At 50.2% G+C, this 24,912-nt stretch carries 19 protein-coding genes; 10 read left to right on the plus strand and 9 right to left on the minus strand.

Going from position 1 to position 24,912, the window contains the following annotated elements; all coding sequences use genetic code 11:
- Positions 1-83 precede the first annotated feature (83 nt).
- The 4 genes from ACI4J0_RS11045 (at position 84) to pheT (ending at position 6,182) form a co-directional block, all read left to right on the plus strand.
- Positions 84-1,295 (plus strand): hypothetical protein, encoded by a 1,212-nt coding sequence (locus tag ACI4J0_RS11045; protein WP_439765866.1) that lies wholly within the window; start codon positions 84-86, stop codon positions 1,293-1,295.
- A gap of 1,059 nt (positions 1,296-2,354) precedes the next feature.
- On the plus strand, positions 2,355-3,374 hold the full coding sequence (gene pheS / locus ACI4J0_RS11050) for a phenylalanine--tRNA ligase subunit alpha (protein ID WP_439765867.1): 1,020 nt from the start codon (positions 2,355-2,357) through the stop codon (positions 3,372-3,374).
- Positions 3,375-3,401: 27 nt separating this feature from the next.
- Positions 3,402-3,743 carry a hypothetical protein gene (locus ACI4J0_RS11055; RefSeq protein ID WP_439765868.1) on the plus strand — a complete coding sequence of 114 codons (342 nt, stop codon included), beginning with the start codon at positions 3,402-3,404 and terminating at the stop codon, positions 3,741-3,743.
- Positions 3,744-3,767: 24 nt separating this feature from the next.
- Positions 3,768-6,182, plus strand: coding sequence for a phenylalanine--tRNA ligase subunit beta (pheT, locus tag ACI4J0_RS11060; protein WP_439765869.1), 2,415 nt, complete (start codon positions 3,768-3,770; stop codon positions 6,180-6,182).
- A gap of 296 nt (positions 6,183-6,478) precedes the next feature.
- Here the strand turns inward: pheT and folD are convergent, their stop codons facing one another.
- From folD to ACI4J0_RS11100, 8 genes are all read right to left on the minus strand, one after another.
- Complete coding sequence (gene folD / locus ACI4J0_RS11065; protein ID WP_439765870.1) at positions 6,479-7,348, minus strand: bifunctional methylenetetrahydrofolate dehydrogenase/methenyltetrahydrofolate cyclohydrolase FolD; 870 nt, start codon at positions 7,346-7,348, stop codon at positions 6,479-6,481.
- A gap of 392 nt (positions 7,349-7,740) precedes the next feature.
- Complete coding sequence (gene lgt, locus ACI4J0_RS11070) at positions 7,741-8,763, minus strand: prolipoprotein diacylglyceryl transferase (RefSeq protein WP_439765871.1); 1,023 nt, start codon at positions 8,761-8,763, stop codon at positions 7,741-7,743.
- Positions 8,764-8,791: 28 nt separating this feature from the next.
- Entirely contained in the window at positions 8,792-10,075 is a 1,284-nt protein-coding gene (gene yfmH / locus ACI4J0_RS11075) for an EF-P 5-aminopentanol modification-associated protein YfmH (protein WP_439765872.1), read from the minus strand.
- Between the two features lie 3 nt (positions 10,076-10,078).
- A complete protein-coding gene (yfmF, locus tag ACI4J0_RS11080) occupies positions 10,079-11,311 on the minus strand; it encodes an EF-P 5-aminopentanol modification-associated protein YfmF (RefSeq protein WP_439765873.1) in 1,233 nt (410 codons plus the stop codon).
- A 222-nt stretch (positions 11,312-11,533) separates the two neighbouring features.
- Positions 11,534-11,956 carry a hypothetical protein gene (locus tag ACI4J0_RS11085; RefSeq protein ID WP_439765874.1) on the minus strand — a complete coding sequence of 141 codons (423 nt, stop codon included), beginning with the start codon at positions 11,954-11,956 and terminating at the stop codon, positions 11,534-11,536.
- A 9-nt stretch (positions 11,957-11,965) separates the two neighbouring features.
- Entirely contained in the window at positions 11,966-13,231 is a 1,266-nt protein-coding gene (gene hflX / locus ACI4J0_RS11090) for a GTPase HflX (RefSeq protein WP_439765875.1), read from the minus strand.
- A 14-nt stretch (positions 13,232-13,245) separates the two neighbouring features.
- A complete protein-coding gene (locus ACI4J0_RS11095; protein WP_439765876.1) occupies positions 13,246-14,763 on the minus strand; it encodes a hypothetical protein in 1,518 nt (505 codons plus the stop codon).
- Between the two features lie 103 nt (positions 14,764-14,866).
- Positions 14,867-16,657: a LysM peptidoglycan-binding domain-containing M23 family metallopeptidase gene (locus ACI4J0_RS11100; protein ID WP_439765877.1), complete on the minus strand. Its 1,791-nt coding sequence runs from the start codon at positions 16,655-16,657 to the stop codon at positions 14,867-14,869.
- Positions 16,658-17,284: 627 nt separating this feature from the next.
- Here ACI4J0_RS11100 and ACI4J0_RS11105 point away from each other — a divergent pair.
- The 4 genes from ACI4J0_RS11105 (at position 17,285) to ACI4J0_RS11120 (ending at position 21,317) form a co-directional block, all read left to right on the plus strand.
- The gene (locus ACI4J0_RS11105) at positions 17,285-19,285 is read left to right on the plus strand and encodes a methyl-accepting chemotaxis protein (protein ID WP_439765878.1); all 2,001 of its coding nucleotides are present in this window, start codon (positions 17,285-17,287) and stop codon (positions 19,283-19,285) included.
- Positions 19,286-19,496: 211 nt separating this feature from the next.
- A complete protein-coding gene (locus tag ACI4J0_RS11110; RefSeq protein ID WP_439765879.1) occupies positions 19,497-20,273 on the plus strand; it encodes a GNAT family N-acetyltransferase in 777 nt (258 codons plus the stop codon).
- A 37-nt stretch (positions 20,274-20,310) separates the two neighbouring features.
- Positions 20,311-20,805: an adenylate kinase gene (locus tag ACI4J0_RS11115; RefSeq protein ID WP_439765880.1), complete on the plus strand. Its 495-nt coding sequence runs from the start codon at positions 20,311-20,313 to the stop codon at positions 20,803-20,805.
- The gene (locus tag ACI4J0_RS11120; RefSeq protein ID WP_439765881.1) at positions 20,802-21,317 is read left to right on the plus strand and encodes a GNAT family N-acetyltransferase; all 516 of its coding nucleotides are present in this window, start codon (positions 20,802-20,804) and stop codon (positions 21,315-21,317) included. Before ACI4J0_RS11115 ends, ACI4J0_RS11120 begins: the two co-directional genes overlap by 4 nt.
- Before the next feature lie 107 nt (positions 21,318-21,424).
- On the opposite strand, the gene ACI4J0_RS11125 is transcribed toward ACI4J0_RS11120, so the two are convergent.
- On the minus strand, positions 21,425-23,029 hold the full coding sequence (locus tag ACI4J0_RS11125) for a glycoside hydrolase family 9 protein (protein ID WP_439765882.1): 1,605 nt from the start codon (positions 23,027-23,029) through the stop codon (positions 21,425-21,427).
- Between the two features lie 203 nt (positions 23,030-23,232).
- On the opposite strand from ACI4J0_RS11125, the gene ACI4J0_RS11130 reads away from it, so the two are divergent.
- Positions 23,233-24,285 (plus strand): electron transporter RnfD, encoded by a 1,053-nt coding sequence (locus ACI4J0_RS11130; protein WP_439765883.1) that lies wholly within the window; start codon positions 23,233-23,235, stop codon positions 24,283-24,285.
- Positions 24,285-24,839, plus strand: a complete 555-nt coding sequence (locus ACI4J0_RS11135; RefSeq protein ID WP_439765884.1) for a phosphatase PAP2 family protein — start codon at positions 24,285-24,287, stop codon at positions 24,837-24,839. Before ACI4J0_RS11130 ends, ACI4J0_RS11135 begins: the two co-directional genes overlap by 1 nt.
- The last annotated feature ends 73 nt before the right edge of the window (positions 24,840-24,912 follow it).

Below are 24,912 nucleotides of genomic sequence, written 5' to 3' on the forward strand. Positions count from 1 at the left end.
CTAATTTCAGGAGATAGGCTCCTTTATTAACCTAAATTTATTATACAAGGAGAAAAACTCCCGGGAAAGGAATGGTCATAATTATGAAAAGCTTTGATGAACGTCTCCATTTTGAGGAAGAGAGCCGCCTTATCGCCTCTGCTTCGGGGAATATCACTCCCTTTGACTCCATTGCCGCAGGAGCCGCCTGTGCCGCTGCGGCTGCGGAAAGGGGCGGCAGTACCATACTCGCGGCTCACGGCTCGGGAACGGGGGCGGACGCACTGGCATATGCCTTTGCTTCGGGGGCGGCTGCGGCAGGGGCAAGGTGCATATTCGCAGGGGACTGCTGCGCTCCTGCGGCGGCATATGCGGCAAGGGTGCTGGGCTGTGACGCAGGCTGCCACGTCCGCACGGAGATAACCGCTTCATTGGGGCTTTTTTCGGGTGACGGACTGCCCCTTTACCGCAGCTTCGAGGAGGCGGTGGAACGGGAGCTCAGGGGTACAAGAGAGCTGCCATACAGTCATTTCGGGGACATTCGCATATTCGCCGGTGCGGAGGATATCTATGCGGCAGGGATAGGCTCGCTGCTTCGTTCGGAGCCTTCACGGGTCTATGCGGACGTTTACAGCTCATCGCCCTCGGTGATGAGGGTATGCGGACGTATCCTTGAGGGAAAGGGCAGCAAAAACGGGGAGCGCATCGCCTTCCGCATAAGCGCTGACGGCAGGCGGATATCCGCATATTCCGAGGAGACGGGATATGTTTTCAGGGACAAGCTTATTATGCTCTGCTGCCGCAGGCTTTTTGAGCAGGGGCGCGACGCGGCGGTATGCGGAAAGGCTCCGAGAGCCCTTGAAAAGCTGGCGGGACTTTACGGCAGGAAGATACTGAGCTGCGGCGGTGCGGTGTGCATTAACGAGAAAAGCCCCTCGGAGAGATGTCTTGCCGCAAGAAAAGCCGCTTCGGAGCAGCTGTTCACAAGCGACAGCATTGCCCTTATGGTCACTGTTCTCGATATCCTGGGTTCGGAGGAGAAAACTCTTGGAGAGGCGCTGGAGGGACTTCCCGAATATGCGGACATCAGCAGGTACATTCCCGTTGACCGCCCCTCGGAGCTGCTTAAAAGGCTGTGCGTTCCCGGAATGGAGGAGAGCGGCGTTATAGGCGACGGGGAGAACGGCAGGGTAACTATCCGTCCCGTCCGCACGGGCAAGGGAGTTATGCTATGTGTGGAGAGCTATTCCGCTGAGACCGCCGCAGAGCTTTGCGATTTTTATGCGGGCGTGATCGGCGGAGAGGGGAGAGCCTGAATAATATTCAGCCGTTTCCGATATTTATTATCGGGAGCGGCTTTTTTCGGCTAAACATTATGCTTTGATAAAAAATCCCGCTTGACAAAAGCATGGGGATATGCTATAATAAAAAAAAAGAAGCAGCCGTATAGACGGTGTGCCTCCTAGAAAGTCAATAATGTCTCTAACGTGATGTTAGAAACTGACTGCTCAAGGCGGTAACTTGGGCGGTCAGTCTTTTAATACAAATCGACATTAGAAATTGTACTTGAAGCCTTGCAAAAGCTTGCATATATGGCTTTTGCAAGAGCTGAAAGTCAACAATTTCAATGTCGATTTGTATATTGCGTCTGTAATTTAAGATCTCTATGATAAGGCGGATCACGTCAACAACGAGTGCTGACAACGCACAAATTTCGAGTATCGTCATATACATTTGCACCTCCCTCCCATTGGATTTTGCGAAGGGAAAAGAGGAGACATCACCGCCTACCGTTTTATAAGGAAGCTTTTGGCTTCCTTACGTGGCTGCTTCGGGTGGTACGATATGTACCGATTTTATTATATATTTTTCGGCATATTTTGTCAATTACAATTCGGTTACAGTTTACGACCTGCTGTTCTCAGATTTGGGAACAGCGTTTTTTAGCGTTATAAAAGCACTTTTTTCAAAAAAACACTTGCATTTTCCGAAAACATACTGTATAATATAAGAAGCAATTATTTTGCGCTGTACAAAAACACGCTGACCGGGATACAGTAAGCACCGTGCACTTTTGGCATACACAGAGAATAGGGAGCGTCCGATGCTTCGGACGAGCTGGAAATCCCTTTGTGCCGTTCGGTTCCGAAATTCGCCCGTGAGTGGCTGCCTTGAATGTCGTGTTCCTTTGCGGACAACGGTTATTAGGGGCGGACGAATGACCGCGTTAAGGTCGGGGGGATGTCTGTCCTTAGCCTTTGTACGAGCTGAATTTATGCTCCGTAAAGTCGGGAATAGATATTTCTCCTGTGCCTGAATGGTTTAATTTCGGGTACGGGTTTTTTTATTACATTTTTCAGAAAGGATAGAAATCAATGAAAGAACAGCTTGAAAAGATACTTCAGACGGCAAAGCAGGAGCTGTCGGAGTGTCACGACCTGAAAATTATGGAGGAGCTGAGAGTTAAGTTTCTGGGCAAAAAGGGCGAGCTTACGGCTATCCTCAAGCAGATGGGCGGTCTGTCCGCAGAGGAGAGACCCGTTATCGGTCAGCTTGCCAACAAGGTCCGCTCGGAGATAGAAGAAAAGCTCTCCGAAAAGGCTGAATCCCTCAAAAGCGAGGCTGCCGCTAAGAAGATGGCAGAGGAAACTATTGACGTTACTCTCCCCGGAAAGGCTCCCCGTCCCGGACGTCTCCACCCCCTTACTGCTACTCTTGAAGAGGTAAAGGAAATTTTCCTGGGCATGGGCTTTGATATCGTTGACGGTCCCGAAGTTGAGACTGACCATTACTGCTTCGAGGCTCTTAATATGCCCAAGCACCACCCTGCAAGAGACACTCAGGACACCTTCTACATCAACGACAACGTTGTCCTCAGAACTCAGACCTCCAGCGTTCAGATACGCACTATGGAGCAGAGAAAGCCTCCTATCAGAATTATTTCTCCCGGCCGCGTTTACCGTTCAGATGCTGTTGATGCAACTCATTCTCCCCTTTTCCATCAGATAGAGGGACTTGTTATCGACAAGGGCGTTACTCTCGGCGATCTGTACGGCACCCTTGACCTGCTTATGAAGAAGCTTTACGGCAAGGACGCTAAGATCCGTCTCCGTCCCCATCATTTCCCCTATACAGAGCCTTCCGCGGAGGTTGACCTTGTATGCTTCAACTGCGGCGGCAAGGGCTGCTCAATGTGCAAGGGCGAGGGCTATGTGGAGCTTTTAGGCTCGGGTATGGTCCACCCCGAGGTACTCCGCGGCTGCGGCATTGACCCCGAGGTCTACAGCGGCTTCGCTTTCGGTATCGGTCTTGAGCGTATCACCATGGGCAGATATCATATCAATGACATGAGACTGCTTTATGAGAATGATATGAGATTTTTGGGACAGTTCTAAAAATCGGTAATTAACGGAGGCTCCCATATGGCAGCGCCAAACGAATATACGGGCAGAAAAAAGCTTGGAATAATAGCAGCGCTTTGTGCAGTCTTTTCGGTATGGCTGATGATAGCAAGCAAGACAGTTCTGACAGCGATAATCATGTGTATTCTTGCGGCGCTTCTTTTCAAAGGCTTCAAGGCAGCAAAATATATTTTTATTTTTTTGCAGACCACAAGAGGAGCGTTCGCTCTGCTCAATATCCTTAACGGAGAAATGGAGCTGCTGACGGGCGAAGCGCCTTATTATGTGCTTTATTTCATTTACGCTGTCGCAAGCATAATAATGCTTCTTTTCGATAAGGATATAAAAGAATTTTACAGATAAATTTGAACGGAGGAAAAATAATAAATGGATCTTTCAGTCAGATGGCTCTCCGATTATGTTGATATCGGAGACATGAGCATAAAGGAGCTTTGCTCGGGACTTACCATGAGCGGCTCCAAGGTTGAAAAATACGAAACTGAGGGCAGCGAGATATCCCGCGTTGTTGTGGGAAAGATACTCGACGTTAAGCCCCATGAAAATTCCGACCACCTTGTTGTGTGTCAGGTGGATGTTGGCGAGGCTGAGCCTGTTCAGATAGTTACGGGCGCTCCCAACATCAGAGAGGAAAATATCGGGGACTTAGTTCCCGCCGCTCTTGACGGCTCCACACTCCCCGGGGGCGTGAAGATAAAGAAGGGCAAGCTGAGAGGCGTTGCTTCAAACGGTATGCTCTGCTCTCTGGGCGAGCTGGGTCTTACCACTCACGATTTCCCCTATGCAATTGCCGACGGCATTTTTATCCTGAAAAGCGAGGACGGCAGAGAGCTTACCCCCGGTATGGATATCCGCGATGCAATCGACCTTAACGACACATCTGTCGAATTTGAGATAACCTCAAACCGTCCCGACTGCCTTTCCGTTCTGGGTCTGGCACGAGAGACCGCTGCCACATTCGACAAGCCCCTTAACATCAAGGAGCCTGCTTTCAAGGGCATTGACGGAGACATCAATGATATGCTCAAGGTGCAGATAAAGAACGAGAAGCTTTGCTCACGGTATTGTGCAGGCGTTGTGAAGAACGTTAAGATCGCTCCCTCTCCCCTGTGGCTGAGAGAAAGACTTCGTGCAAGCGGCGTTCGTCCTATCAACAATTTTGTTGATATCACAAACTATGTAATGCTTGAGTACGGTCATCCCATGCACGCCTTTGATATCCGCTACATCAAGGGCAATTCCATTGAGATAAGAAATGCCGCAGAGGGTGAGAAGATAACCACTCTTGACGGCGTTGAGAGAACGCTTTCCGAGAAGATGCTGGTCATTGCAGACTCCGAAAAGCCCGTTGCCGTTGCAGGCGTTATGGGCGGAGAGTACAGCGGAATCATGGACGACACCGTTGATGTGGTATTTGAGGCTGCCTGCTTTGACGGCGCAAGTGTGCGCACCACCGCAAAGGCTCTGGGAATGAGGACAGACGCTTCTGCACGCTTTGAAAAGGGTCTTGACCCCAGAATGTGTATGCCTGCGCTGCTTCGTGCATTTGAGCTGGTTGAGGAGCTGGGCTGCGGCGAGGTCGTTCGCACGATAATTGACTGCGACACTCATGCGGACACTCAGAAAACTGCCCCCTTTGACCCCGTATGGATAAACAATTTCCTGGGCACCCATATTCCCGAGGAGGATATGATAAAGTATCTTGAAAAGCTTGATATCAAGGTAAAGGACGGCATTGCTTACGCTCCTCCTTACAGAATTGACATTGAGTACAAAAACGACCTTGCGGAGGAAATTGCCCGTCTTTACGGCTACAATAACATTCCCCAGACAATTATCCGCGGCGTTGCGAGCGGCGAGCTTACTCCCGAGCAGAAGTTCAGCAGAAAGGTCATGAACGCTGCCTGCGCGCTTGGCGCAAACGAGATAACCACATTCTCCTTTATCTCCCCCAAATATTTCGACAAGATACGCCTTCCCGAGGACAGCGTTCTCAGAAAGACCGTTGTTATCACAAATCCTCTGGGCGAGGACACATCCGTTATGAGAACTTCTATGCTCCCCTCTATGTGCGAGGTGCTGGCGAGAAACTACAACAGCAGAAATGCCGAGGCTGTGCTTTTTGAAATGGGCAATGAGTATCTTCCGGGGGGCGGCGAGCTGCCCGAGGAGCCTGCAAGAATTGCTTTCGGTATGTACGGCGAGGGTTACGATTTCTACAGCTTAAAGGGAATTATCGAGCAGCTGCTTGATATTGTGGGTGCGGCTGATGTTTCCTATGAGCCCTGCAAGGGTGTTTCCGAGAATTTCGGTGAGGCGCCCGCATTCCACCCCGGAAGATGTGCGGAGGTATTTGCAGGCGGAAAGGCTATAGGCATTTTCGGCGAGCTTCACCCCGAGACACTTGAGAATTACGGCATCGGCGTTAAGGCATATGCGGCAAAGCTGAACCTTCCCGAGCTTATGGCTGCTGCCGCTCCCAAGACCTACAAGCCCCTGCCCAAGTTCCCTGCCACCACAAGAGACCTGGCTGTGGTATGCGACGATGATATCCCCGTTGCTCACCTTGAAAAGGCTATCACCGAGGGTGTTGGCAAAATTCTCGAGAGCGTCAAGCTTTTCGATGTTTACAAGGGCAAGCAGATAGCTGACGGAAAGAAGTCCGTTGCTTTCAGCATTGTAATGCGCTCCCACGAGGGTACTCTTACCGACGAGCAGGCTGACAGCGCTGTTAAGAAGGCACTCAAAAAGCTTTCCGAGCTGGGCGCGGAGATAAGAGCGTAATTGTTGGATAAGTTATAAAAAATGTCTCTCATCGTTTTTAGCGGTGAGAGACTTTTTTATACGTAAACTATTTGATATGACCCGAAAAACAGGTGATAATGCTTTTAAAGAAATCCCAGCTTATCTGTATTGTTACCGAGCCGATAGTCTGCCGCCCCGATAAACTTTAGAACGAGAGGCTGCAGGCTCAGCCTGCCGTTACCGAGCCGACAGTCTGCCGCCCCGATAAACTTTAGAACGAGAGGCTGCAGGCTCAGCCTGCCGTTACCGAGCCGACAGTCTGTCGCCCAAAAAAATTACAGAACGTCTCGCTGCGGGTCGTCACCCGCCTGCTTTGCGGCAGTAAGGGTATTTTTCATAAGCATTGCAATGGTCATAGGTCCGACGCCGCCGGGAACGGGGGTTATGTAGCCTGCCTTTTCCTTGCAGGCTTCAAAATCAACGTCTCCGCAGAGCTTGCCCTCTTCGTTTCGGTTCATGCCTACGTCAATGACTACCGCGCCTTCCTTCACCATATCGGGAGTTACAAACTTTGCCTTGCCCACGGCGGCAACGAGGATATCCGCCTGTGAGCATATTTCCTTGAGGTTCTTTGTCTTTGAGTGGGTGATGGTAACGGTGCCGTTTTTATGGAGCAGGAGCATTGCCATGGGCTTGCCTACGATATTGCTTCTGCCGATAACTACGCAGTTTTTGCCGCATACGTCCACGCCTGTGTCGGCGATAAGCTCCATTACGCCTGCGGGGGTGCAGGGGAGGAAGGAATAATCGCCTATCATTATATGTCCCACATTTTCGGGGTGGAATGCGTCAACGTCCTTTTCGGGGCGGATAGCGTTGATAACGGCGGTCTCGTTTATCTGCTTCGGCAGGGGGAGCTGGACGAGTATGCCGTTTACGCGGCTGTCGTTATTGAGCTTGTTGACCAGTTCAAGAAGCTCTGCTTCGGTGGTCTCCTCGGGGAGAGCGTACTCGAATGACTCAAAGCCTACCTCTGCGCAGGCTTTCTTTTTATTGTTCACATACACTCTTGATGCAGGGTTATCGCCTACGATAACTACTGCCAGACCTATGGATATGCCTTTTGCTTTCAGCTCTTCGGCTTCGGCTCTTACCTGAGCCTTTACCTTTGCGGATACTGCCTTGCCGTCGATAAGATTTGCCATTGTTTTTTCCTCCATTATATTATTTTTGTTAATTCAAAATATCAGGCTTTTAGTTGGAATTATCGGGTACGCTTAGCAATGCGCCCGTGGCGCATTGTGTTAAGGGCAAAGCCCTTAACAATCCCAGGGGAACGCCCTCTATCGCAGGGCGGGGCTTGTTTACAAGACCAATCCCCTCTTGAAAACAGTCCACAGGACTGTTTTCAATTCACCCCTTTGCGGAGCTCTTCTAAGGATAAGGAGTTTCGCAGATAAACTTTGTTTATCATTGCGGAAGGGCGACCAAAGGGCGGGGCTTGTATGCAAGACCAATTGCCCTACTTGGAAACCCGCAAGCCTTTGAAAAGGCTTGAGCGAAACTTTTATCTTTGGGGGTCAGGTGAGTTTGTTTGTTAGTTATCTTCCTCGTTTTCCTCGTCCTCAACGATCTTCTGCTCTGCTGTTAATTCCTTATGCTTCTTAGCCGCTTTCCTCTCGGCTTCTTCCCTTTCCGCATTTGCCGCAGCTTCAAGTATAGCCTTTGATTCCTCGGTATCGCGATAAAGCAAAATGCCCTTTTTCTTCACTCTAACCCTCATTATGATAATAACGGCAAGTGCGGCAACAGCGCTTATTATCGCCAGCATCTGTGACGCTCTCACGCTGCCGATATACAGGCTGTCCGTTCTGAGGCTCTCTATAAAAAATCTTCCTATGCCGTACCAGAACACGTACATACAGAAAACCTCTCCGTCAAATTTGCGGTGCTTATGATAAAAGTGGAGTATGATAAATCCCAAAGCGCACCATATTGACTCGTAAAGGAAACAGGGGTGGACGGGCGCATAGGGGTCTATGGTCATTCCCTGTGCGGCAAGTGACGCCTGATGATTTGCGAGATACTGCTGTATTTTTCCGCCCGACATTCCCCAGGGGAGGGTGGTATTGCAGCCGAATGCTTCCTGATTGAAGAAGTTGCCCCATCTGCCGAGAGACTGTCCGATAAGAAAGCCCATTGCGGCAAGGTCGAGGGTGGGGAGTATCCTGAGCTTTCGCAGCTTTGCGGTGATACAGCCGAACAGGAGCGCTCCGATTATTCCGCCGTAGATGGCAAGTCCGCCGTCTCTTATGGCGAAAACCTCCTTGATATCGTGAAAGCTTTCGGCGTGGAGCGCCACATAGTAGAGCCTTGCGCCTATGACCGCTCCGATAAGTCCTGCGAATACTGCGTCTGTAAGGCGGTCGCCCTCTATGCCAAACTCCTTTGTGCACTTAAAGCAGTATATCATTGCCAGCAGCATTCCCAGGGCGATAAGCACTCCGTACCACTTTATTGACAGTCCGAAAAGGGAAAATGCCTCGTTATCAACGGTGATATCTATTCCCAGTCCCGGAAAAACGATGTTATCTCCGTAAAGTCTTCCGACTCCGTTCATTTGTGATGTTCAGTCCTTTCGGGGGTTTTTATTTTTCTATGGGACGGATAACGGAAAGGGTGCTGTTATCCGCATCAAATCGTGTTTTAAGGCAGGCGTTAACGTCCTCCACGGACGCATTTGCCACCGCTTCGATAACGGAGAATGCATCTCCCGTTCCTCTGAGTCCTGCGTTTATGAGTCCCGAGGCTATGGACTCGGGGCTGCCCAGACCCTTTATGAGAGAGCCGTAATAATGCTTCTTTGCTATCTCAAAGCTTTCGGGGTCAAAGCCCTCGGCAATACGTCTCTTTATCTCGGCACCAAGCATCTCACGGACCTTTTCGGGGTCTCTTGATTCGCCGCCGAAAATGGGAACGAAAAAGCCGTCTCCCGAAAATGTCTCGAAATAAAACGCGGAATTTATAAGTCCGCCGTCATAGAGGGTCTTGTAAAGCTCCGAGGTCTCGCCCATAAGAAGCTCCTCCGCCATATTGCAGAGCACGGTTTCCCTGACGATATCATCGTTGCTCACAGGCTTTGATTTGAAGCCCAGATTGAAAATGGGAACGGCTACCTCGAAGCTCTGCTCCTTATAGCTGTCCTTGACCTTGTCAGGCTCCTCGGGAACTATAGATATGAGATTTTTATTCTCGCAGGGCTTCAAAAGCTCATCGCAGACGGAAAGTATCTCCTCCTCGTCCACATCTCCCGCAATGGCAAGCACCATATTGTGGAGATTGTAGAAGGTATTGTAGCAGCGGTAAAGCAGGTCGGCGTTTATCTGCGCGATAGACTCCTGTGTACCTGCGATATCTATCCTTACGGGATTTTCGTGGTATATCCCCTCAAGGAGATTGAAAAACACCTTCCAGTCGGGGCTGTCGTCGTACATTCTTATCTCCTGCCCGATGATCCCCTGCTCCTTGCGGACTGTTTCCTCGGTGAAATAGGGCTTCCGGACAAAATCCAGCAGTATTCTCAGGGAGGGTATGAAATTGTCGGTGCAGGAAAAAAGATAGCAGGTCCTGTCAAATGAGGTGTAGGCGTTTCCCGAGGCTCCCGTCTGTGCGTAGAGGTCGAAAACATCGCAGTCCTCGTTCTCGAAAAGCTTGTGCTCGAGATAATGGGCAATGCCGCTCGGGACGGTAACAAAATCAGGGTCGTCGGAGGTCTTGAAGGTGGTGTTCACAGAGCCGTAACGGGTGCCGAAAAGGGCGTGCTTTACGCTGTGGCCTTCGGTCTTCCAGATAAGTATCTCAAGTCCGCTGTCGTGAAGCACTCTTGTGTATTTTTCCCCTGTGCGGGCGTTTGAAATGATCTCTTTTGTCATGGCTCAGTCCTCCTTTCCCGTTAACACATAGACAGTATCAAGCGTGAGAGACCTGCCGTATTCGCATATCTGCTCTCTTGTTACGGCGTTTATCCGCTCAGCCGCTTCCTCGGGGGTGAAGATATCGCCGTCAAGGTAGCCGTCGGATATCCAGTCTGCGGCGGCTTTCGGTGAGTCGAAAACGGATTTCAGGGCGCAGGTAAGGAGAAGCTTGGTCTTTTGGAGCAGTTCATCGGTAAATTCGCCCTTTGCCGCCAGCTCGACCTGTCTTATTATCTCTGCCTTTGCAGGCTCGATATTGTCCTTCTCAACGCCGCTGTCGATAAACAGCACTCCCTTTTTGCGGCTGACGCTGGCGGAGCAGTAATAGCAGAGGCTCAGCTTTTCTCTTACGCTCTTGAAGAGCATTGAAAAGGGTGTGCCGCCGAGGAGCGCATTAAAGAGCTTTGATACGGCATAATCCGTCTCGGGGGTCTTATACGCCATGACCATTTTGCTCTGTGCCACTTCCAGCCTGTCGGTCTTGCTTATGGGTCCGGGCTTTGCGGGAGAGGTGCTGTTTTCGGGCTCATATATCTCTCCCCTGTCCATTGCGGAAAAACGGTCAATGATAAGCTTTTCGCATTCGGGGGATATCTCGCAGCCCACGCAGACTATCTCTATCCTTGCAGTTCGGAGGATATTTTTATATGCCTTATATACCTCCGAAGCTGTAAGAGCCATTGCTTCGGAGCGCTCGCCCTTGAGGGGTATTCCCGCAGGCTCGCCTTCATAGACTATCCTGCCCGCATTTTTCAAGGCATAGCCTCTTTTATCGTTGATATCTGCGTCGATATCGTCAATAAGCTCCTGCTTTTTCAGCTTAAACTGCTTTTCGGGGAAGCATTCCTCCCCGTTTACAACCTCGGTCACAGGCTCAAAAATGCACTCTGTGAGCAGCTCGGCGGTCTGACGGGTGATGTCCTCCCCGTTTAAGGCGTATTTATCCGCGATGCAGGAGGCTGCGGCGGTTATCTGCACGCTGTCGCAGTGACGGCTTATGCCCGTATTCACGCTTGCCCCGTAAAGCATACCCAGCCGCCTGTTGAACTCGGTCACTGTAGGGTACTTTTTGCAGGTATCTTCTATCATAAAGGCAACTGCTGCATTTGCAGCAGCTGTATCCTTTGTATGTCTGCACACAAGATTTACAACAATTCCGTTGGTCTTGAACTTAGGGTCTGTGAGGACGGTCATTCCTATCCCTTTGCCTATTTCGGTTCTTTTACGCTGTGTCACTTTATCATCTCCGATATAACTATAATTTGCGGCAATATATTTGTGGTAATATTTTTGTAACGTTACCGAGCCGACAGTCTGCCGCCCGGATAAATTACAGAACATCTCGCTGCGGGCAGTCACCCGCTTGCTTTAAGTATAACACATTTTTCGGAAAAATTCTACTATTTCACAAGTTTTTCATCTAAGAAAAAGAAGTATTATCCCGATGACAGCCGCAGCCGACCCGAATATCCTTGCAGGGAGCCGCAGCTTCTTTTCTGTGCTTATGAATTTCTCAAAGCGGTTGTCCCCCTTGATAAGAGAGCGGTCCGCGGGCATCTGCTCGATAAGGTACACATTTATCCTGTCTCCCCGCTTGTATTCGCCGCAAAATGGCTCTGTGCAGCGGTGGACGAGGGTTCGCTTCTGCTCCTCGATACGTATCTGTATCACCGCCGACCGCTTCTTCTTTTCCGCGGGAGTGTCAAGCACCACCGCCTCGTATTCCTTGGCAAGAGATATGAAGCTCCGAAGCTCATTCTCTTTTCTGAGTGCATTTTTTCGGGCGAGTACAGATATTATTACCAAAGCGATACCGAAAATTATGAGAATATAGGGCATAATTTTTCATCATTCCTGTTCACAGCGGTATTCTTCCACCATATAGAGCACTTTTTTATCCACAAGCGCGTCAATGAGGGTGCCGCTTTCGGTGTATTCCTCGGAGAATATCTTTCCGTCTGCCCTGATGGTGTTAAGCAGCCCGCCCTTGTCATAGGGAATGACAAAGCTGCCCCTTACCGCCTGCTCGGGGAGATTTGCGGCGATACATTCAAGGAGCCTGTCAAAGCCGAATTTTTCCTTGGCGGATATTTTTACGGTGGTGCTGTCCTCGGGGATATTTTCAAAGCCGGGGAGCTTGTCGCACTTATTGAGCACGTCAATTTTGGGTATGCCGTCGCAGCCCAGCTCGGACAGCAGCTCGTTTGTGACCTTTGCCTGTCCGTATGCGTCGTCGGAGCTTATGTCTATGATATTGAGGATAATATCGGCGTTTGCCGCTTCCTCGAGGGTGCTTTTGAAGGCTTCCACAAGGTGATGAGGGAGACGTCTTATCAGCCCTACCGTATCGGTGAGCAGCACGCTTCGTCCGTCGGGCAGCTCGATGGAACGGGAGGTTATGTCAAGGGTGGCAAAAAGCTTGTTTTCCGCCAGCACTCCCGCATCGGTGAGGGCATTTAAAAGGGTGGATTTGCCCACGTTTGTATAGCCCACCACTGCGGCGGTGAGGACGCTGTCCTTTTTGCGGCGCTTTCTGATAAGGTCGCGGCGGCGGCGGATCTCTTCCAGATCATCTTCCAGAAGCTCTATCCTGCGTCTGATATGCCGCCTGTCGGTCTCAAGCTTTGACTCTCCGGGACCTCTTGTGCCAATTCCGCCGCCGAGACGGGACATTGATATGCCCTTGCCTGCAAGATGGGCAAGGCGGTATTTCTGCTGGGCAAGCTCTACCTGTATCCTTCCCTCGGCAGATAATGCTCTCTGGGCGAATATATCAAGGATAAGAGTAGTGCGGTCGATGGTCCGCACATCGGTCATATTTTCGATATTTCTCGTCTGATTGGCGGTGAGCTCGCAGTCGAATATGAGCAGCTCCGCCCCTAAGGCTTCTATCTCGGCGGCAAGCTCCGCAAGCCTTCCCGAGCCGATATAGGTGGCTGTATCGGGGGTGGGGCGCTTCTGTATCACCTGCCCCACGACCTCCGCTCCCGCGGTATGGGCAAGCTCCTCAAGCTCCTTCAAGGAAAGCTCGGCATCGAACTCTCCCGTATCTACGGTTATTATAACGGCTTTTACGGGCATTTCCTCCGCCCCTGTTTCATATAGCTCGGGCATATGTTCCTCCTCTTTTATGCATCAAGCTCGGTTTCCAAAGCAGAGCCTTCCGCACAGTTCTCAACATCGGATCTTTTTATCATTTCAATGCAGCTGTCTATCACTGCCGAAAATATGCCTACATTTTCGGTCAGTCCCGAGTCTCCCAGACTGTCTATGAGATCCTCAAAGGCTCCGCAAAGCCCCGGTTCCGTAAGCAGGCAGCAGAATTTGATCTCCTCCGTCAGGCAGGAAATGATGATCGTTCGGTTCGTAAGGCATATTACCTGCATAAAGGAGGGCACCGCAAAGTCCTCGGACAGCATTATATAGCTTCCCGAGTCTGCCTTCATAGACTCAAGGAAATATATCCTTTCCTCGCAGCTCATAGGAGTGAGCAGCGACCCCGGCATATTAGTCATTTTACCCGTTTTGGCAAAGGAAATAAGTCCTTCCTTGGTAAAATAATTTTTATAACGGCTTGTGTCCTGCTTCGGGGCTTCAAAGAATTTCTCCTTCACCGTCCGCAGAATATCCTCTCTGTGGGGCACGTCACCCAGCCTTCTCTGCAGGATATCCTCGCTTACGTATGCCGTAAGGCAGGGCTGATATTCGATGCTGCTGCAGAAATAGGGGGAGCAGTTTGCAAATACCCCGAACATCTCCGCCTGTCCCACACGCGTTATCATAAGGGAGGAACGGCTTTTTATCCTTTCGGAATGTCTGATAAGCTCCGCTCTCAGCTCCTTGTCGCCGATAAGCAGGGCGGAGGAAAAGTCTGAGGACACAAGAATGGAAAAGTCGCTGGATATCATAAAATAAGGGTATGCCGTCAGCAGACATTCTCCTGCTTCACGGTCAACATAATGGTAATAGGGGGAGTAGTCTATGGCGGCGCAGATGGCTATTTTAAGTGCTCCCTGGAGGGTGTCCATATTGACGTTCTTTTCCCCCCGGGCGCAGGTGTACATTCTGAAATAATGCTCAAGGCGCAGTCCCGCTCTCGACGCGGAAAATATCTGCAGGAGCATTTCAAAAAATACGGTATATTCAAAGGGTATGGCGGTGATGAGCTTCGGGGACGGCAGTGAGGACTCCTTCAGCAGTGCCGTTCTCATCAGGTTGTTTACGTTCACAAGACCCGAAACGCTTTTTATGGTGCAGTCCTTCAGGCTGTCCACATCTACCGATATCCCTGTTATACTGTCGGATATGCGGTACTGGGGCAGGGTCTCTATAATATGCTTTATGCGGCTTCGGTTATAATACGCCGCTTCCCCTGCTTTTTCCCTGGCATAGCGTTCGGTAAGCTCGTCACGCTGCTCGGGTGTCATGGGAAGGGCGGCGCAGAGCCTGTCGATAAAGTTCTTGGCAGGCACCAGCTTTCCTGCGATGGTATGCTGAATGGCGGTCCTGCCCAGACCTGTTACCGCGGACAGCTTCTGTATGGTCATTCCGCTTTTTTCAATGTATCTTGTCAGGTCCTCGGCAAATGTGTCCCCCTGTGCAGCGATCTGCTTTGTTGTTTTTCCCGAAATGCGCTTTCCTGCCAAATGAAAAACCCCTCTGTCTTAATTTATACTATTATATACAGCAAAAGGGCAGACGATGGAGTTCTTCTATCGTCTGCCGCTGATTTAAGCCGTAAACTTATTTTTACTGAGATACGTAAAGCTCGGGATCGTAATACTTTCCGTCCTTGCGGACCTCAAAGTGGAGATGATTTCCTGTTGAATCTCCCGTGCTTCCCACATATCCGATAAGCTGACCCTTTTCGATAACATCGCCGTACTTTGCTGCAAGCTCTGCCTGATGGGCATATACCGTTACATTGCCGTCATCGTTCTGAATGATGATGCAGTTTCCGTAGCCGCCGTTCCAGCCTGTGCCTGCGTCTATTACCGTACCGCTTGCCGCCGCGTAGATGGGCGTTCCGTAGGGTGCTGCGATGTCTATGCCCTTATGGCCTCTTCCGTCGCCCTGATGTGCGGAGATATATCCGCCGTCAACGGGCCAGAAGTAATCGCCTGTACCGCCCTCGGTGATGAACTCGGGTGCGCTGTAGTTTATAGTGCCCTCACCTGCTCCTGTTCCTACACGGATTATCTCGGAGACGGGCTCGGTAACTGTAACAGTCTCGAGAGTGCGCTTTCTTACTGCCGTACCCTCTCTGTATGTAACCAGCGCTCTTGAGCGCTGCTCGCCGTTCTGTCCCACGGTATCGATGACCACCTGACCCGACGGGAGGGAGGAATCCTCGATAGTGATGGACTCAAAGGGAAGCTCCTTGCGGAAGGTGACTTCCTTCTTGCACTCTACCTGTAAATAAGGCACCTCGGACTCTATTTGAATGAGCGTTCCCACTCTGAGGACCTGATGCTCAAGATCCTCTATTACCTTTCCGTTATAGGTAGCATAGCAGCCGCTCAGCTCTGCCAGGGTCATTCCCTTGCTTTCTGCTATGTTCCAGAGATTGTCTCCGGGCTGCACCTCGTAATATTCGGGTGCGGACTCAACTCCTGTGAGAGTCTGAAGGATACTGCTCTCGGAAACTATCTGCTCCTCGTCAACGTATTCCTCAAGGTCGTATTCAACGTCCTTGTCGAAGCAGATCTCCTGATATTCGCCCGAATCGTAGGGCTTCTTGATTATATCAAGGGCATTTTCTATCTGTTCATAGCTTTCAACGGCTCCGATAAGCTCGCCGTCTACTCTTACGGCATAGGCTTTTTTCTTTCCGTTTTCAAACTCGGGTATCTCCTCGGCGGGAGCTTCTTCCTCGGCAGCAACAGGCTTTTCGCTGTATTTCTCCGACATTCTGCCCTCCATATTTTCCGCAAGGGCAGTCTCGTCGATGACGCTGTCATTTGATGTGAGAGGAGTGATGGCAAGGGCTGCGGTAACGTAATAATCGCCCTCGGTATCGTAATACTTCACTCTGTCGGCAACCACGCACTGAGCCTCGCCCAGCACCTCTTCGCCGCTTACAACGCCCACACGGGCGCCGTCATATTCAACGGCAACGCCATAATCTCTTGACATTACCGTGTTTACGCAGAACACAAGGAGACAGACCGAAGCCGCAGGGAAGAGGATATCCACAACGGAAGCAAGGGCGCTGCCCTTTCTTCTCACCGCCAGGCGGTGTTCCTTCCACTGCATTGCCGCAGCTTTGCGCACGCCGAATATCTTTGACCTTCTCTTAAATCTCGAGCATGCCTCGGAAACGTTTTCCTTCTTTGCCTTTACAGATGATACGGGAACTCTGAGAGCCTCCCTGAGAAATGCCGATACGTCCTGTCCGAAGGGGGCGGAGGAGTGCTTGACTGCGGAGACGGTGCTGTTCAGGATACGGACAGCATACTCTGCGGTAAGTCCTGCGGTGCGGCAGACCTGCTCGCCCACGCTTTCGATAAGCGAAGCTTTGCGGTTTCGCTTTTCTGCCATAACAGCATCTCCTTTCCTTTCAAACAGTTAACTTTCTGATTATAGCACAAATCCCCTTTAAAATCAATAGCCCTTTTATATCTTTAGGCTATACCGACAAAAAATGCAGACAGCAGAGGGGATATGCTTGTGATTTTGCCCGTAAATTCTTTCTTTATATAATGACATTCCTTAGGAGAATATCAAAACGGGGACAAAATGGTTACAAAGTGGTTACACTTTGTAATAATTATAACTCAACTGACGAAAAAATCAACCCGATTTTGTTAATTCCGTCATTTTTGACAGTGCTTTCGGCACATTAAACAATACCCACTGTTGAAAACAGCACATTTTTAGTAAATATTTTGTCGGTGACGGTCGGATTTCATTTAATCTTAACATTTCCTTTGTGTAATTTTACACAGGCATTTTATGGGGAAAATATCGCAGTATAGCTGTTTATAACGTTTTCATTCATCGTCGGGCACCCTTTTCTTCCAAGCTTTTCACCTAATACGTAAAAAATGCAGAATAATTATCCCCATTTTATAAAAAATATGTTGAAATCTGCGGTAAAATATGCTATACTATATGTAAGTATCACTCCGTAGAAATTTGTATTTTAACAAAAAAGGAATGTGAAATATGAACGGCTCAAAAAAATCGGCGGGTCTTATCAGATCAATTATTATTTCGGTAGCTATTACCATTGCTGTTGCTCTTACGCTTATATCCGTTATCGGCTTTGCTTTCTCCTATACAAGGACGAAAAGCGGCGTTCAGTTATCGGCGGAGCAGTCCATTACCGTTTACAGGGAGAAAATTGACGCCTGGCTCTCTGAGCAGGCTACCTTCTGCGCAGCCCAGGCAAATGCTGCGGGCAACCTTGTTCCCGGTGCGGGCAACCGCAGATTTAACGACAAGCTCCTTGATTCGGCTATGGTCCTAAACGACGCTCTGCTCGACTGCTACACCGCATACAGCGACACTGCGCTCTACATGGCTGTTACCGACACCTCCACCCTTCCCGAGGGCTTTGACCCCACCACGAGAGGCTGGTATCAGGACGCCTTCAATTCGGGTTCGACTATCTTCACCGCTCCCTATATCGATACAGCTACGGGCGCAATGATAATCACAGTTGCTTCGCCTATTTACGAAAACGGCAATGAAGTGGGCGTATTCGGCTGCGACATCACCCTTGACTACATAATGGAGCTGGCAGGCGAGATGAAGCTTACCGAGAACGGCTCCCCTGTTCTTATTGACGGCGACGGAAACATCATGCTCCACGGAAATGAGGCTCTCAGCCCGAAGATAGAGGACGGAAACGCTGTCATCACCTCCGCTGCCGACGCGGGCGGAGATTATGCGCAGGTGCTCTCCGAGCTATCGGACGGCATTTATATGAAGCTCAACAAGGACTCGGACGGCAAGGCTAAATATTTCATTTTCAGCCGTCTTTCCTCCGCTGACTGGACGCTGGGCTATGTTTGCCCCAAAAATGACATTGACGGCTCTCTTAACGGGCTTGCAGTCATTTACTTTATCCTCACCCTCGCATTCCTTGCAGGCGGCACCGCAGTTGTGGTGGGCGTTATCAAGGTGAGCGTGAAGCCTCTGAGGAAGATAAGCGCTGTTGCCGAGGAAATTGCCGCAGGTGATCTCTCCGCATCCTTTGATTACAATTCAACCGATGATATAGGCGTTCTCTGCTCGAATTTTGCCCGCTGCACCGATACCACCAGACGGTATATCTCGGATATTTCCGACAAGCTCGACCGCCTGGCAAAGGGCGATTTCACCGTAAGCGTCACCGAGGATTATATCGGCGATTTTGCTCCCATCAAGGAGTCGCTGACGAATATTATCAATTCTATGCGAAATACTCTTAATAATATAGAGGTCGCTTCGGGACAGGTAAATATGGGTGCCGCAAATGTGGCTGAATCCTCCACCCGTCTTGCCGAGGGCGTTTACGATCAGACCGAAAACCTCAAAAAGCTCAACTCCGATATGTCCGTTATCATCGAAAAGGTCAAGGACAGCGACAAAAACGCCTGCGAAGCTCGTCAGCTTGCCGAGGGCGCAAGGGTCAAGCTGGAGGAGAGCAACCGTGAGATGAATAAGCTCCTGGCGGCTATGAGCGAGATATCCGAAATGAGCGCTGAGACCGCAAAGATCGTCAAGACCATTGACGATATCGCTTTCCAGACCAATATCCTTGCACTTAACGCTTCCGTTGAGGCAGCAAGAGCAGGTGCGGCGGGCAAGGGCTTCACAGTTGTTGCCGACGAGGTAAGAAACCTTGCCGGAAAGTCCGCAGAGGCTGCTAACCGCACTTCCAAGCTTATAAATCAGACCACCGAAGCTGTTGCGGCAGGCGCGGCTCTTGCAGATTCCACAGCAAAGGCGCTTTCCGAGGCTGTTGCCGACACCGCCCGTGTGGACGAGAACATCGGACGCATCTCCGATACCGCAAGAGAGCAGAGCGAATTTATGGACAGCGTTTTCCACGGAATAAACGCTATTTCCGAGGTCGTAAGCTCCACTGCCGACACCGCTCAGTCCGGTGCCGCTTCCAGCGAGGAGCTGAGCGGTCAGGCTTCAATGCTCAAAGACCTTATTTCCGAATTTAAATTGTAAGCGGCGGGCGGGTGACGACCCGCAGCGGCGGGTGACGACCCGCGGCGAGGCGTTCTGTAATTTATTCGGACGTCAGACTATCGGCTCGGTAACGATACAAATATACTGACCGGTATATTAGCTGATACACGATCTATCGGCGCGGAGACAAAGCTGACCGATCCGCACAAACTTACAGCGCGACCTCGCCGCTTTAATAAGGAGGGAGCAGATGATAATACGCAGCGAAATGGAGCTTGCGGCGGCTAAGCAGCTGGCAACAGACCTTAACTGCTCTCCCGAAGACTTTTTCGGCTCCGAAAATAAAGTAACAGTTCCAAAAAATAATGAGGGCAGGCGGCTTTTTACCGATGAGCCGCCCCTTTTTCGTGCGGCTTCCATGGGCATGAGTGCGGTAATAGCCGCAGACAGTGCCGTTGCCCCCTACGCAAAGCTGCTTGCGGAGCAGAGAGGCGGTGCGGAGATATTTGAAGCAGCCGCAGTTTCCGCTCTTAACAGGGAGCTGTTTACCCACGGCTGCTGCATCGGTCATCAGAGCCAGTATTATCTCCCCATAACGCCTTACAGAAGCGGCGCAAGACACGAAGGCTATTCCCTCAGAGTGTTCGAGGGGTCGGAAATAAGCGAGCTTTATTCCTGCGAAGGTTTTTCAAATGCTCTGCTGTACCGCAGCGATGGGGCGAGAAGGGACATTCTTGCTGTATGCGCCGTCAACGGCAGGCGGATAATGGGCATTGCGGGGGCGTCAAATGACAGCCCTGTTATGGCGCAGATAGGCATAGATGTGCTTCCCGAATTCCGGGGAATGGGCGTGGGGGCGGCTCTTGTTTCCGCCTGTGCCGCCGAGCTGCTCGGGGCAGGATATATCCCCTATTACGGCACATGGAGCGGCAACATCATCTCCCAGAGGCTGGCGGCTAAATGCGGATTTTTCCCCGCCTGGTGCGAAATGTCATCGGTAAAGCTCCCGGAGGTAAGGAAAGACTGAAATACCTCTGTTACCGCTGTCAGCAAGGAGGCAGGATATGCTGCGTAAGGTTATTGTTATCGGCAGTCCCGGGTCCGGGAAAAGCACCTTTGCAAGGCGGCTGAGAGATATGACGGGGCTGCCCCTTTATTATCTGGATATGATATGGCACAAGCCCGATAAGACCAATATTTCCCGCGAGGAATTTGACAAAAAGCTTGACGAAATTTTATCGGAGGACAGGTGGATAATTGACGGGAATTACCAGAGAACTCTTGAGGTACGGCTGGAGAAATGTGACACCGTATTTCTGCTTGACCTTCCCCTTGAGGTATGCCTGTCGGGGGCGAAAGCAAGGACAGGCACCAAAAGGGAAGATATGCCTTGGGTGGAAACGGGATTTGATGACGAGTTCAGACAATGTATAATTGATTTTCCCCGCGAAAAGCTGCCCGAAATTTATAGGCTGCTCCAAAAATACAATGATAAAGATATTGTGATCTTTAAATCAAGGCAGGAAGCGGAAAATTATCTGAAGGGAGAATTGTTATGATACTTGAAACCGACAGGCTTATCCTCCGCAGGTATACTTACGATGACCTGAGCGACCTGTATGAATACTTATCCGATGACGAGGCGGTCAGGTTTGAGCCGTACAAGGCAATGAGCCTTGAGGAAACAAGGGATAATCTTGAGTGGCGTATCGGAACAGACGAGATGATCGCTGTGGAGCTTAAAAGCGAGCATAAAATGATAGGCAACATTTATCTCGGCAAAAGAGAGTACAATTCCCTTGAGATAGGATATGTTTTTAATCGGAAATACTGGGGAAAGGGTTATGCTAAAGAGAGCTGTGAGGCTGTGATCAAGTGCTCTTTCGAGGACGGCATACACAGGATATTTGCCGAATGCGACCCCGAAAATACAAGCTCCCGGGGACTGCTTGAGGCGTTGGGCTTCGACAGGGAGGCTCATCTCAGAAAGAATGTTTACTTTTGGACAGACGAGCAGGGAAAGCCTATCTGGAAGGACACTTACATATATGCGAAATTAGGCTCGGACTGAGGAAGAGCGGCATTATCCTTTGTGATGACAAGCTGTACTTTTTCTGCATAGGCTGATAATAGTATCAACAAAATTCCCCGTACTCCGAAAGGAATACGGGGAAAATTTTATCTTCCTGTAAGTGCGCTTCTTCCAACCTTGTCGAAAAAGGCGGAAATGAAGATCAGAGGAGCCGAGAAATGCACAGAAGGCTCGTTTGTGGAAAGGCTGTAATTATTGTCGGCATAGCATTTTGCCGCAGGGGTGCCTTTTTCAATATGCCACTTGGAATATTCATCGCTGCGCTCGATGTTTGCGCCGCCTACCACCATTCCGGGAACGGGGGGATCGTTTTCCATTGAGGCGCTCATACAGTGGCAGGGCATCTGACAGCATTCGCTTCCCACCCCTGTGACATAGGATATGCCCATGGGATTTTTGCCGAATATATAGCCGAACTGGTCAATTGCTCCCGAGAGATATTCCCGCTCACCGCTTATAAGATAGGCGGTGATGAAGTCCATACAGTCGGAAAGTACAGCAAAATTGCTGCCGTATGTATATCCGCCTCCTGCGCTTCTGGCAGTGCGGTAGCCGCTGGAATTTACGGCTATTGCCATTCTGTCCGCTCTGTCGGCAAGGCGCTTTCTGATAAACGCTTCTGCGGAGCGGTCGCGGGTACGGCTGTTCATCAGGTAGGACAGCGCCGCAAAGCCGCCGCAGGTGGAATATCCGAAGCCGTAGAAGGAGGACAGGATATATTTCTCCATTATCATCTGCTCGAAGCTGCTTTCGCCCGTAAGCGAGTACATCTCGCACATCGCCCACATAAATTCGCTTTCTATGGCGTTAAGTCCGTCTCCGTTTTCGGAGGCGCTGCCAAGTCTGCGGCAGTAGTTTTCGTACTCCTGTGTACTGAGAGCGGCTATCCAGCTAAGCTCTGCAGCATGACGGAGCTTCTTTGAGAATGCGGCGTCCGTTTCGGCAAAGAAATTCGCTCCCAGCGCTGCAGCTGCTGTGAACAGCAGTGCCGCAGAACAGCTTTTATCCGAAAAAAAGTAAGCGCCGTTATCCTCCTCGGGGGACGCCATATCCGCTCCGCAGACTGATATGCCGTTATATACGGAGCCGTCCCTGTCCTGCATTTTCAGCAGCCACTCAAGACCCCATCTGCATTCGTCCGAGATAAGCTCTTTTTCCTCCGCCGAAAAGCTTTCTCCGAAAAGCTTCAGCGCATACAGCATATCCGCTGCCGCCAGACAGGTGCTGCGGACGCTTTTTGCATATCCGCCGCCTGTGTGCCAGCCGCCCGATGCGTCGGCAAAGCTGCCGTGCTTGGTTACAGGCTCGGTGTGACATTCTCTGTGGGCATAGCTTCCGCAGCGGTCGGTCTCTCCCGAAAGGTCACAGCCGCAGCGCCCTGCAAATATACCGTCAAGAACGGTCTTTCTTATGTTTTTATATGGCTCGTCGGATATCTCGAAAACGTCCGACCGCCTGTAGCCTGCGCGGATAAAATATGTGCCGCAGGTATTGAAATCCGAAAAATCCGCAAGCCTTACCGTGTCTCCCGATTCTCTGTCAAAATAGGGGCAGGTGAGTCGGCCTGCATATACGCTTACTCCCGTGGCGGCTTCAACAATATAGAAAACGCCCGCCGTTACTCTGCATACGGCGTTTTTGGGCATTCCTGTCATATATCCCAGGTGGTTGACCTGTATGCGTTTCTTCATCTGACCGCCTCCCTGCGCCGTGTATTTTATTTAGTATAATATATTATAATTATACCTTATTTTAAATTTACATTATATCAATACCTATGACCAATATAAAATATTATTTTTTTGTTTTTTTTAAATTTGCTTGAACGGGTTGAAATAAAAATCGAACTGTGTTATAATTTGGATAATATTATTTTTGGCAGGAGGACATGGCTATGGAACTTGATTTCAGAAGCGAAAAAATAAATTATTCCGGCAGGATAGATATGAAGGAGGAGGGAGCATATTTTTATTTTCCCTCCTCCTCTGCGGAGGTGCGCTTCAGAGGAACCCGGATATCTGCCTGCGTTAATGCAAATATCGTATGGGGCACTGTGGCACTGGGCTACGTCATAGACGGACGTATGGGCAGGGTGACTTTAAGCAGGGACAACAACGGAAAGGATATGACCTATCAGCTGGCAAATTCCCTTGAGCCCGAAAAGGAGCATACTCTTATACTTTACAAAATGCACGCTGCAAATCTGAGCTTTTCTCTGAAAGGCTTCTCCTGCGACGGGGAATTTGGGGCAGCTCCCGAAAAGCCTGAATTAAAGCTGGAATTTTACGGTGACAGCGTTTCCGCAGGCGAGGTCACTGAGGCATATGATTTTGTGGGACGCTCCGACCCTGCTTCCCATGACAGCGTATACGACAACTCATATCTGAGCTACACCTGGCAGACTGCAAGGCTGCTGGGCGCGCAGATACAGAACGTTTCCCAGGGCGGCATTGCGGTCTTTGACGATACGGGATATTTCCATGCGCCGAAGATGATCGGCATGGAGTCGGTATATGACAAGATGTGCTATTTCCCCGAGGGGGGCGAGCTGACAGAGTGGGATTTTTCAAGATACACTCCCGATATAGCGGTATTTGCGCTGGGACAGAACGACAAGCACAACGGCATTACCGACAAGGACGATATTGACATTTACGACAGCGTGACACGTACAAAGTGGAAAGAGGGCTACAAGGGCATTGTAAGGAATATCCATGCTCATTACGGTAATAATACAAAATATATCTTCCTCACCACCCTGCTTATGCACGACCCCGAATGGGACAGGGCAATTGACGAGGCAGTATGCGAGCTCAAAGCTGAGGGCATTCCCGCTTATCATATGCTCTTCAAGCGAAACGGAGCCGCTACACCGGGACACCCCCGTTATCAGGAGCATAAGGAGATGGCGGAGGAGCTTGCCGAGTACATCAGAGGTATATTATAATGCTTGATAAGATCTACGAAATGGATTTTGCCATTCTTGCATTTATCAGAGAGCATCTCAGCTGCACGGCTATGGACGTTCTCATGAAGCTGTTCACCCATGCGGGAAACTGGGGCATTATCTGGATAGCACTGACCATAGGTCTGCTTATTTCGAAAAAACACCGCAGGCTGGGAGTCACAATGGCAATAGGGCTTGTGGTCTGCCTTGCGGCGGGAAATCTTATACTCAAGCCCCTTATAGCCAGGGACAGACCCTTTATCGCAGACCCCGGCATAATACTTGCCATATCGCCGCCGTCGGGGTACTCCTTCCCCTCGGGACACTCCTTCTCGTCCTTTGTATCGGCGTCCATTCTGGCAAAGTACAGCAGGAAGGCGGCTGCCTTTGCCATTCCCACGGCAATACTTATTGCGTTTTCAAGGCTTTATTTCTGCGTTCATTTTCCGACAGATGTGCTTTGCGGCGCGGCTCTGGGAATTGCTGCGGGGCTGACGGTTTGCAGGCTGAGAAGGGACAGGACAGAGGAAAGACCTGCTTTGGATAATAAATGATAAAATGGTCGGGCTCATGTTTATACTAATAACCAATTGTTCTATGGATAAAGACGGTGGATAGAATACGACA

The sequence above is a fragment of the Huintestinicola sp. genome, assembly GCF_051882455.1.
In the GTDB taxonomy this organism is placed as follows: Bacteria; Bacillota; Clostridia; order Oscillospirales; family Ruminococcaceae; genus Huintestinicola.

Excerpts from the sequence above, each read along its gene's own strand:
- ACI4J0_RS11105 (WP_439765878.1), top strand. The coding sequence starts at position 17,285 with ATGAACGGCTCAAAAAAATCGGCGGGTCTTATCAGATCAATTATTATT.
- ACI4J0_RS11115 (WP_439765880.1), top strand. The coding sequence starts at position 20,311 with ATGCTGCGTAAGGTTATTGTTATCGGCAGTCCCGGGTCCGGGAAAAGC.
- ACI4J0_RS11110 (WP_439765879.1), top strand. The coding sequence starts at position 19,497 with ATGATAATACGCAGCGAAATGGAGCTTGCGGCGGCTAAGCAGCTGGCA.
- ACI4J0_RS11085 (WP_439765874.1), bottom strand. The coding sequence starts at position 11,956 with ATGCCCTATATTCTCATAATTTTCGGTATCGCTTTGGTAATAATATCT.
- ACI4J0_RS11055 (WP_439765868.1), top strand. The coding sequence starts at position 3,402 with ATGGCAGCGCCAAACGAATATACGGGCAGAAAAAAGCTTGGAATAATA.
- ACI4J0_RS11120 (WP_439765881.1), top strand. The coding sequence starts at position 20,802 with ATGATACTTGAAACCGACAGGCTTATCCTCCGCAGGTATACTTACGAT.
- yfmF (WP_439765873.1), bottom strand. The coding sequence starts at position 11,311 with ATGACCGTCCTCACAGACCCTAAGTTCAAGACCAACGGAATTGTTGTA.
- pheS (WP_439765867.1), top strand. The coding sequence starts at position 2,355 with ATGAAAGAACAGCTTGAAAAGATACTTCAGACGGCAAAGCAGGAGCTG.
- folD (WP_439765870.1), bottom strand. The coding sequence starts at position 7,348 with ATGGCAAATCTTATCGACGGCAAGGCAGTATCCGCAAAGGTAAAGGCT.
- lgt (WP_439765871.1), bottom strand. The coding sequence starts at position 8,763 with ATGAACGGAGTCGGAAGACTTTACGGAGATAACATCGTTTTTCCGGGA.
- hflX (WP_439765875.1), bottom strand. The coding sequence starts at position 13,231 with ATGCCCGAGCTATATGAAACAGGGGCGGAGGAAATGCCCGTAAAAGCC.
- ACI4J0_RS11100 (WP_439765877.1), bottom strand. The coding sequence starts at position 16,657 with ATGGCAGAAAAGCGAAACCGCAAAGCTTCGCTTATCGAAAGCGTGGGC.
- ACI4J0_RS11125 (WP_439765882.1), bottom strand. The coding sequence starts at position 23,029 with ATGAAGAAACGCATACAGGTCAACCACCTGGGATATATGACAGGAATG.
- ACI4J0_RS11135 (WP_439765884.1), top strand. The coding sequence starts at position 24,285 with ATGCTTGATAAGATCTACGAAATGGATTTTGCCATTCTTGCATTTATC.
- pheT (WP_439765869.1), top strand. The coding sequence starts at position 3,768 with ATGGATCTTTCAGTCAGATGGCTCTCCGATTATGTTGATATCGGAGAC.
- ACI4J0_RS11130 (WP_439765883.1), top strand. The coding sequence starts at position 23,233 with ATGGAACTTGATTTCAGAAGCGAAAAAATAAATTATTCCGGCAGGATA.
- ACI4J0_RS11045 (WP_439765866.1), top strand. The coding sequence starts at position 84 with ATGAAAAGCTTTGATGAACGTCTCCATTTTGAGGAAGAGAGCCGCCTT.
- yfmH (WP_439765872.1), bottom strand. The coding sequence starts at position 10,075 with ATGACAAAAGAGATCATTTCAAACGCCCGCACAGGGGAAAAATACACA.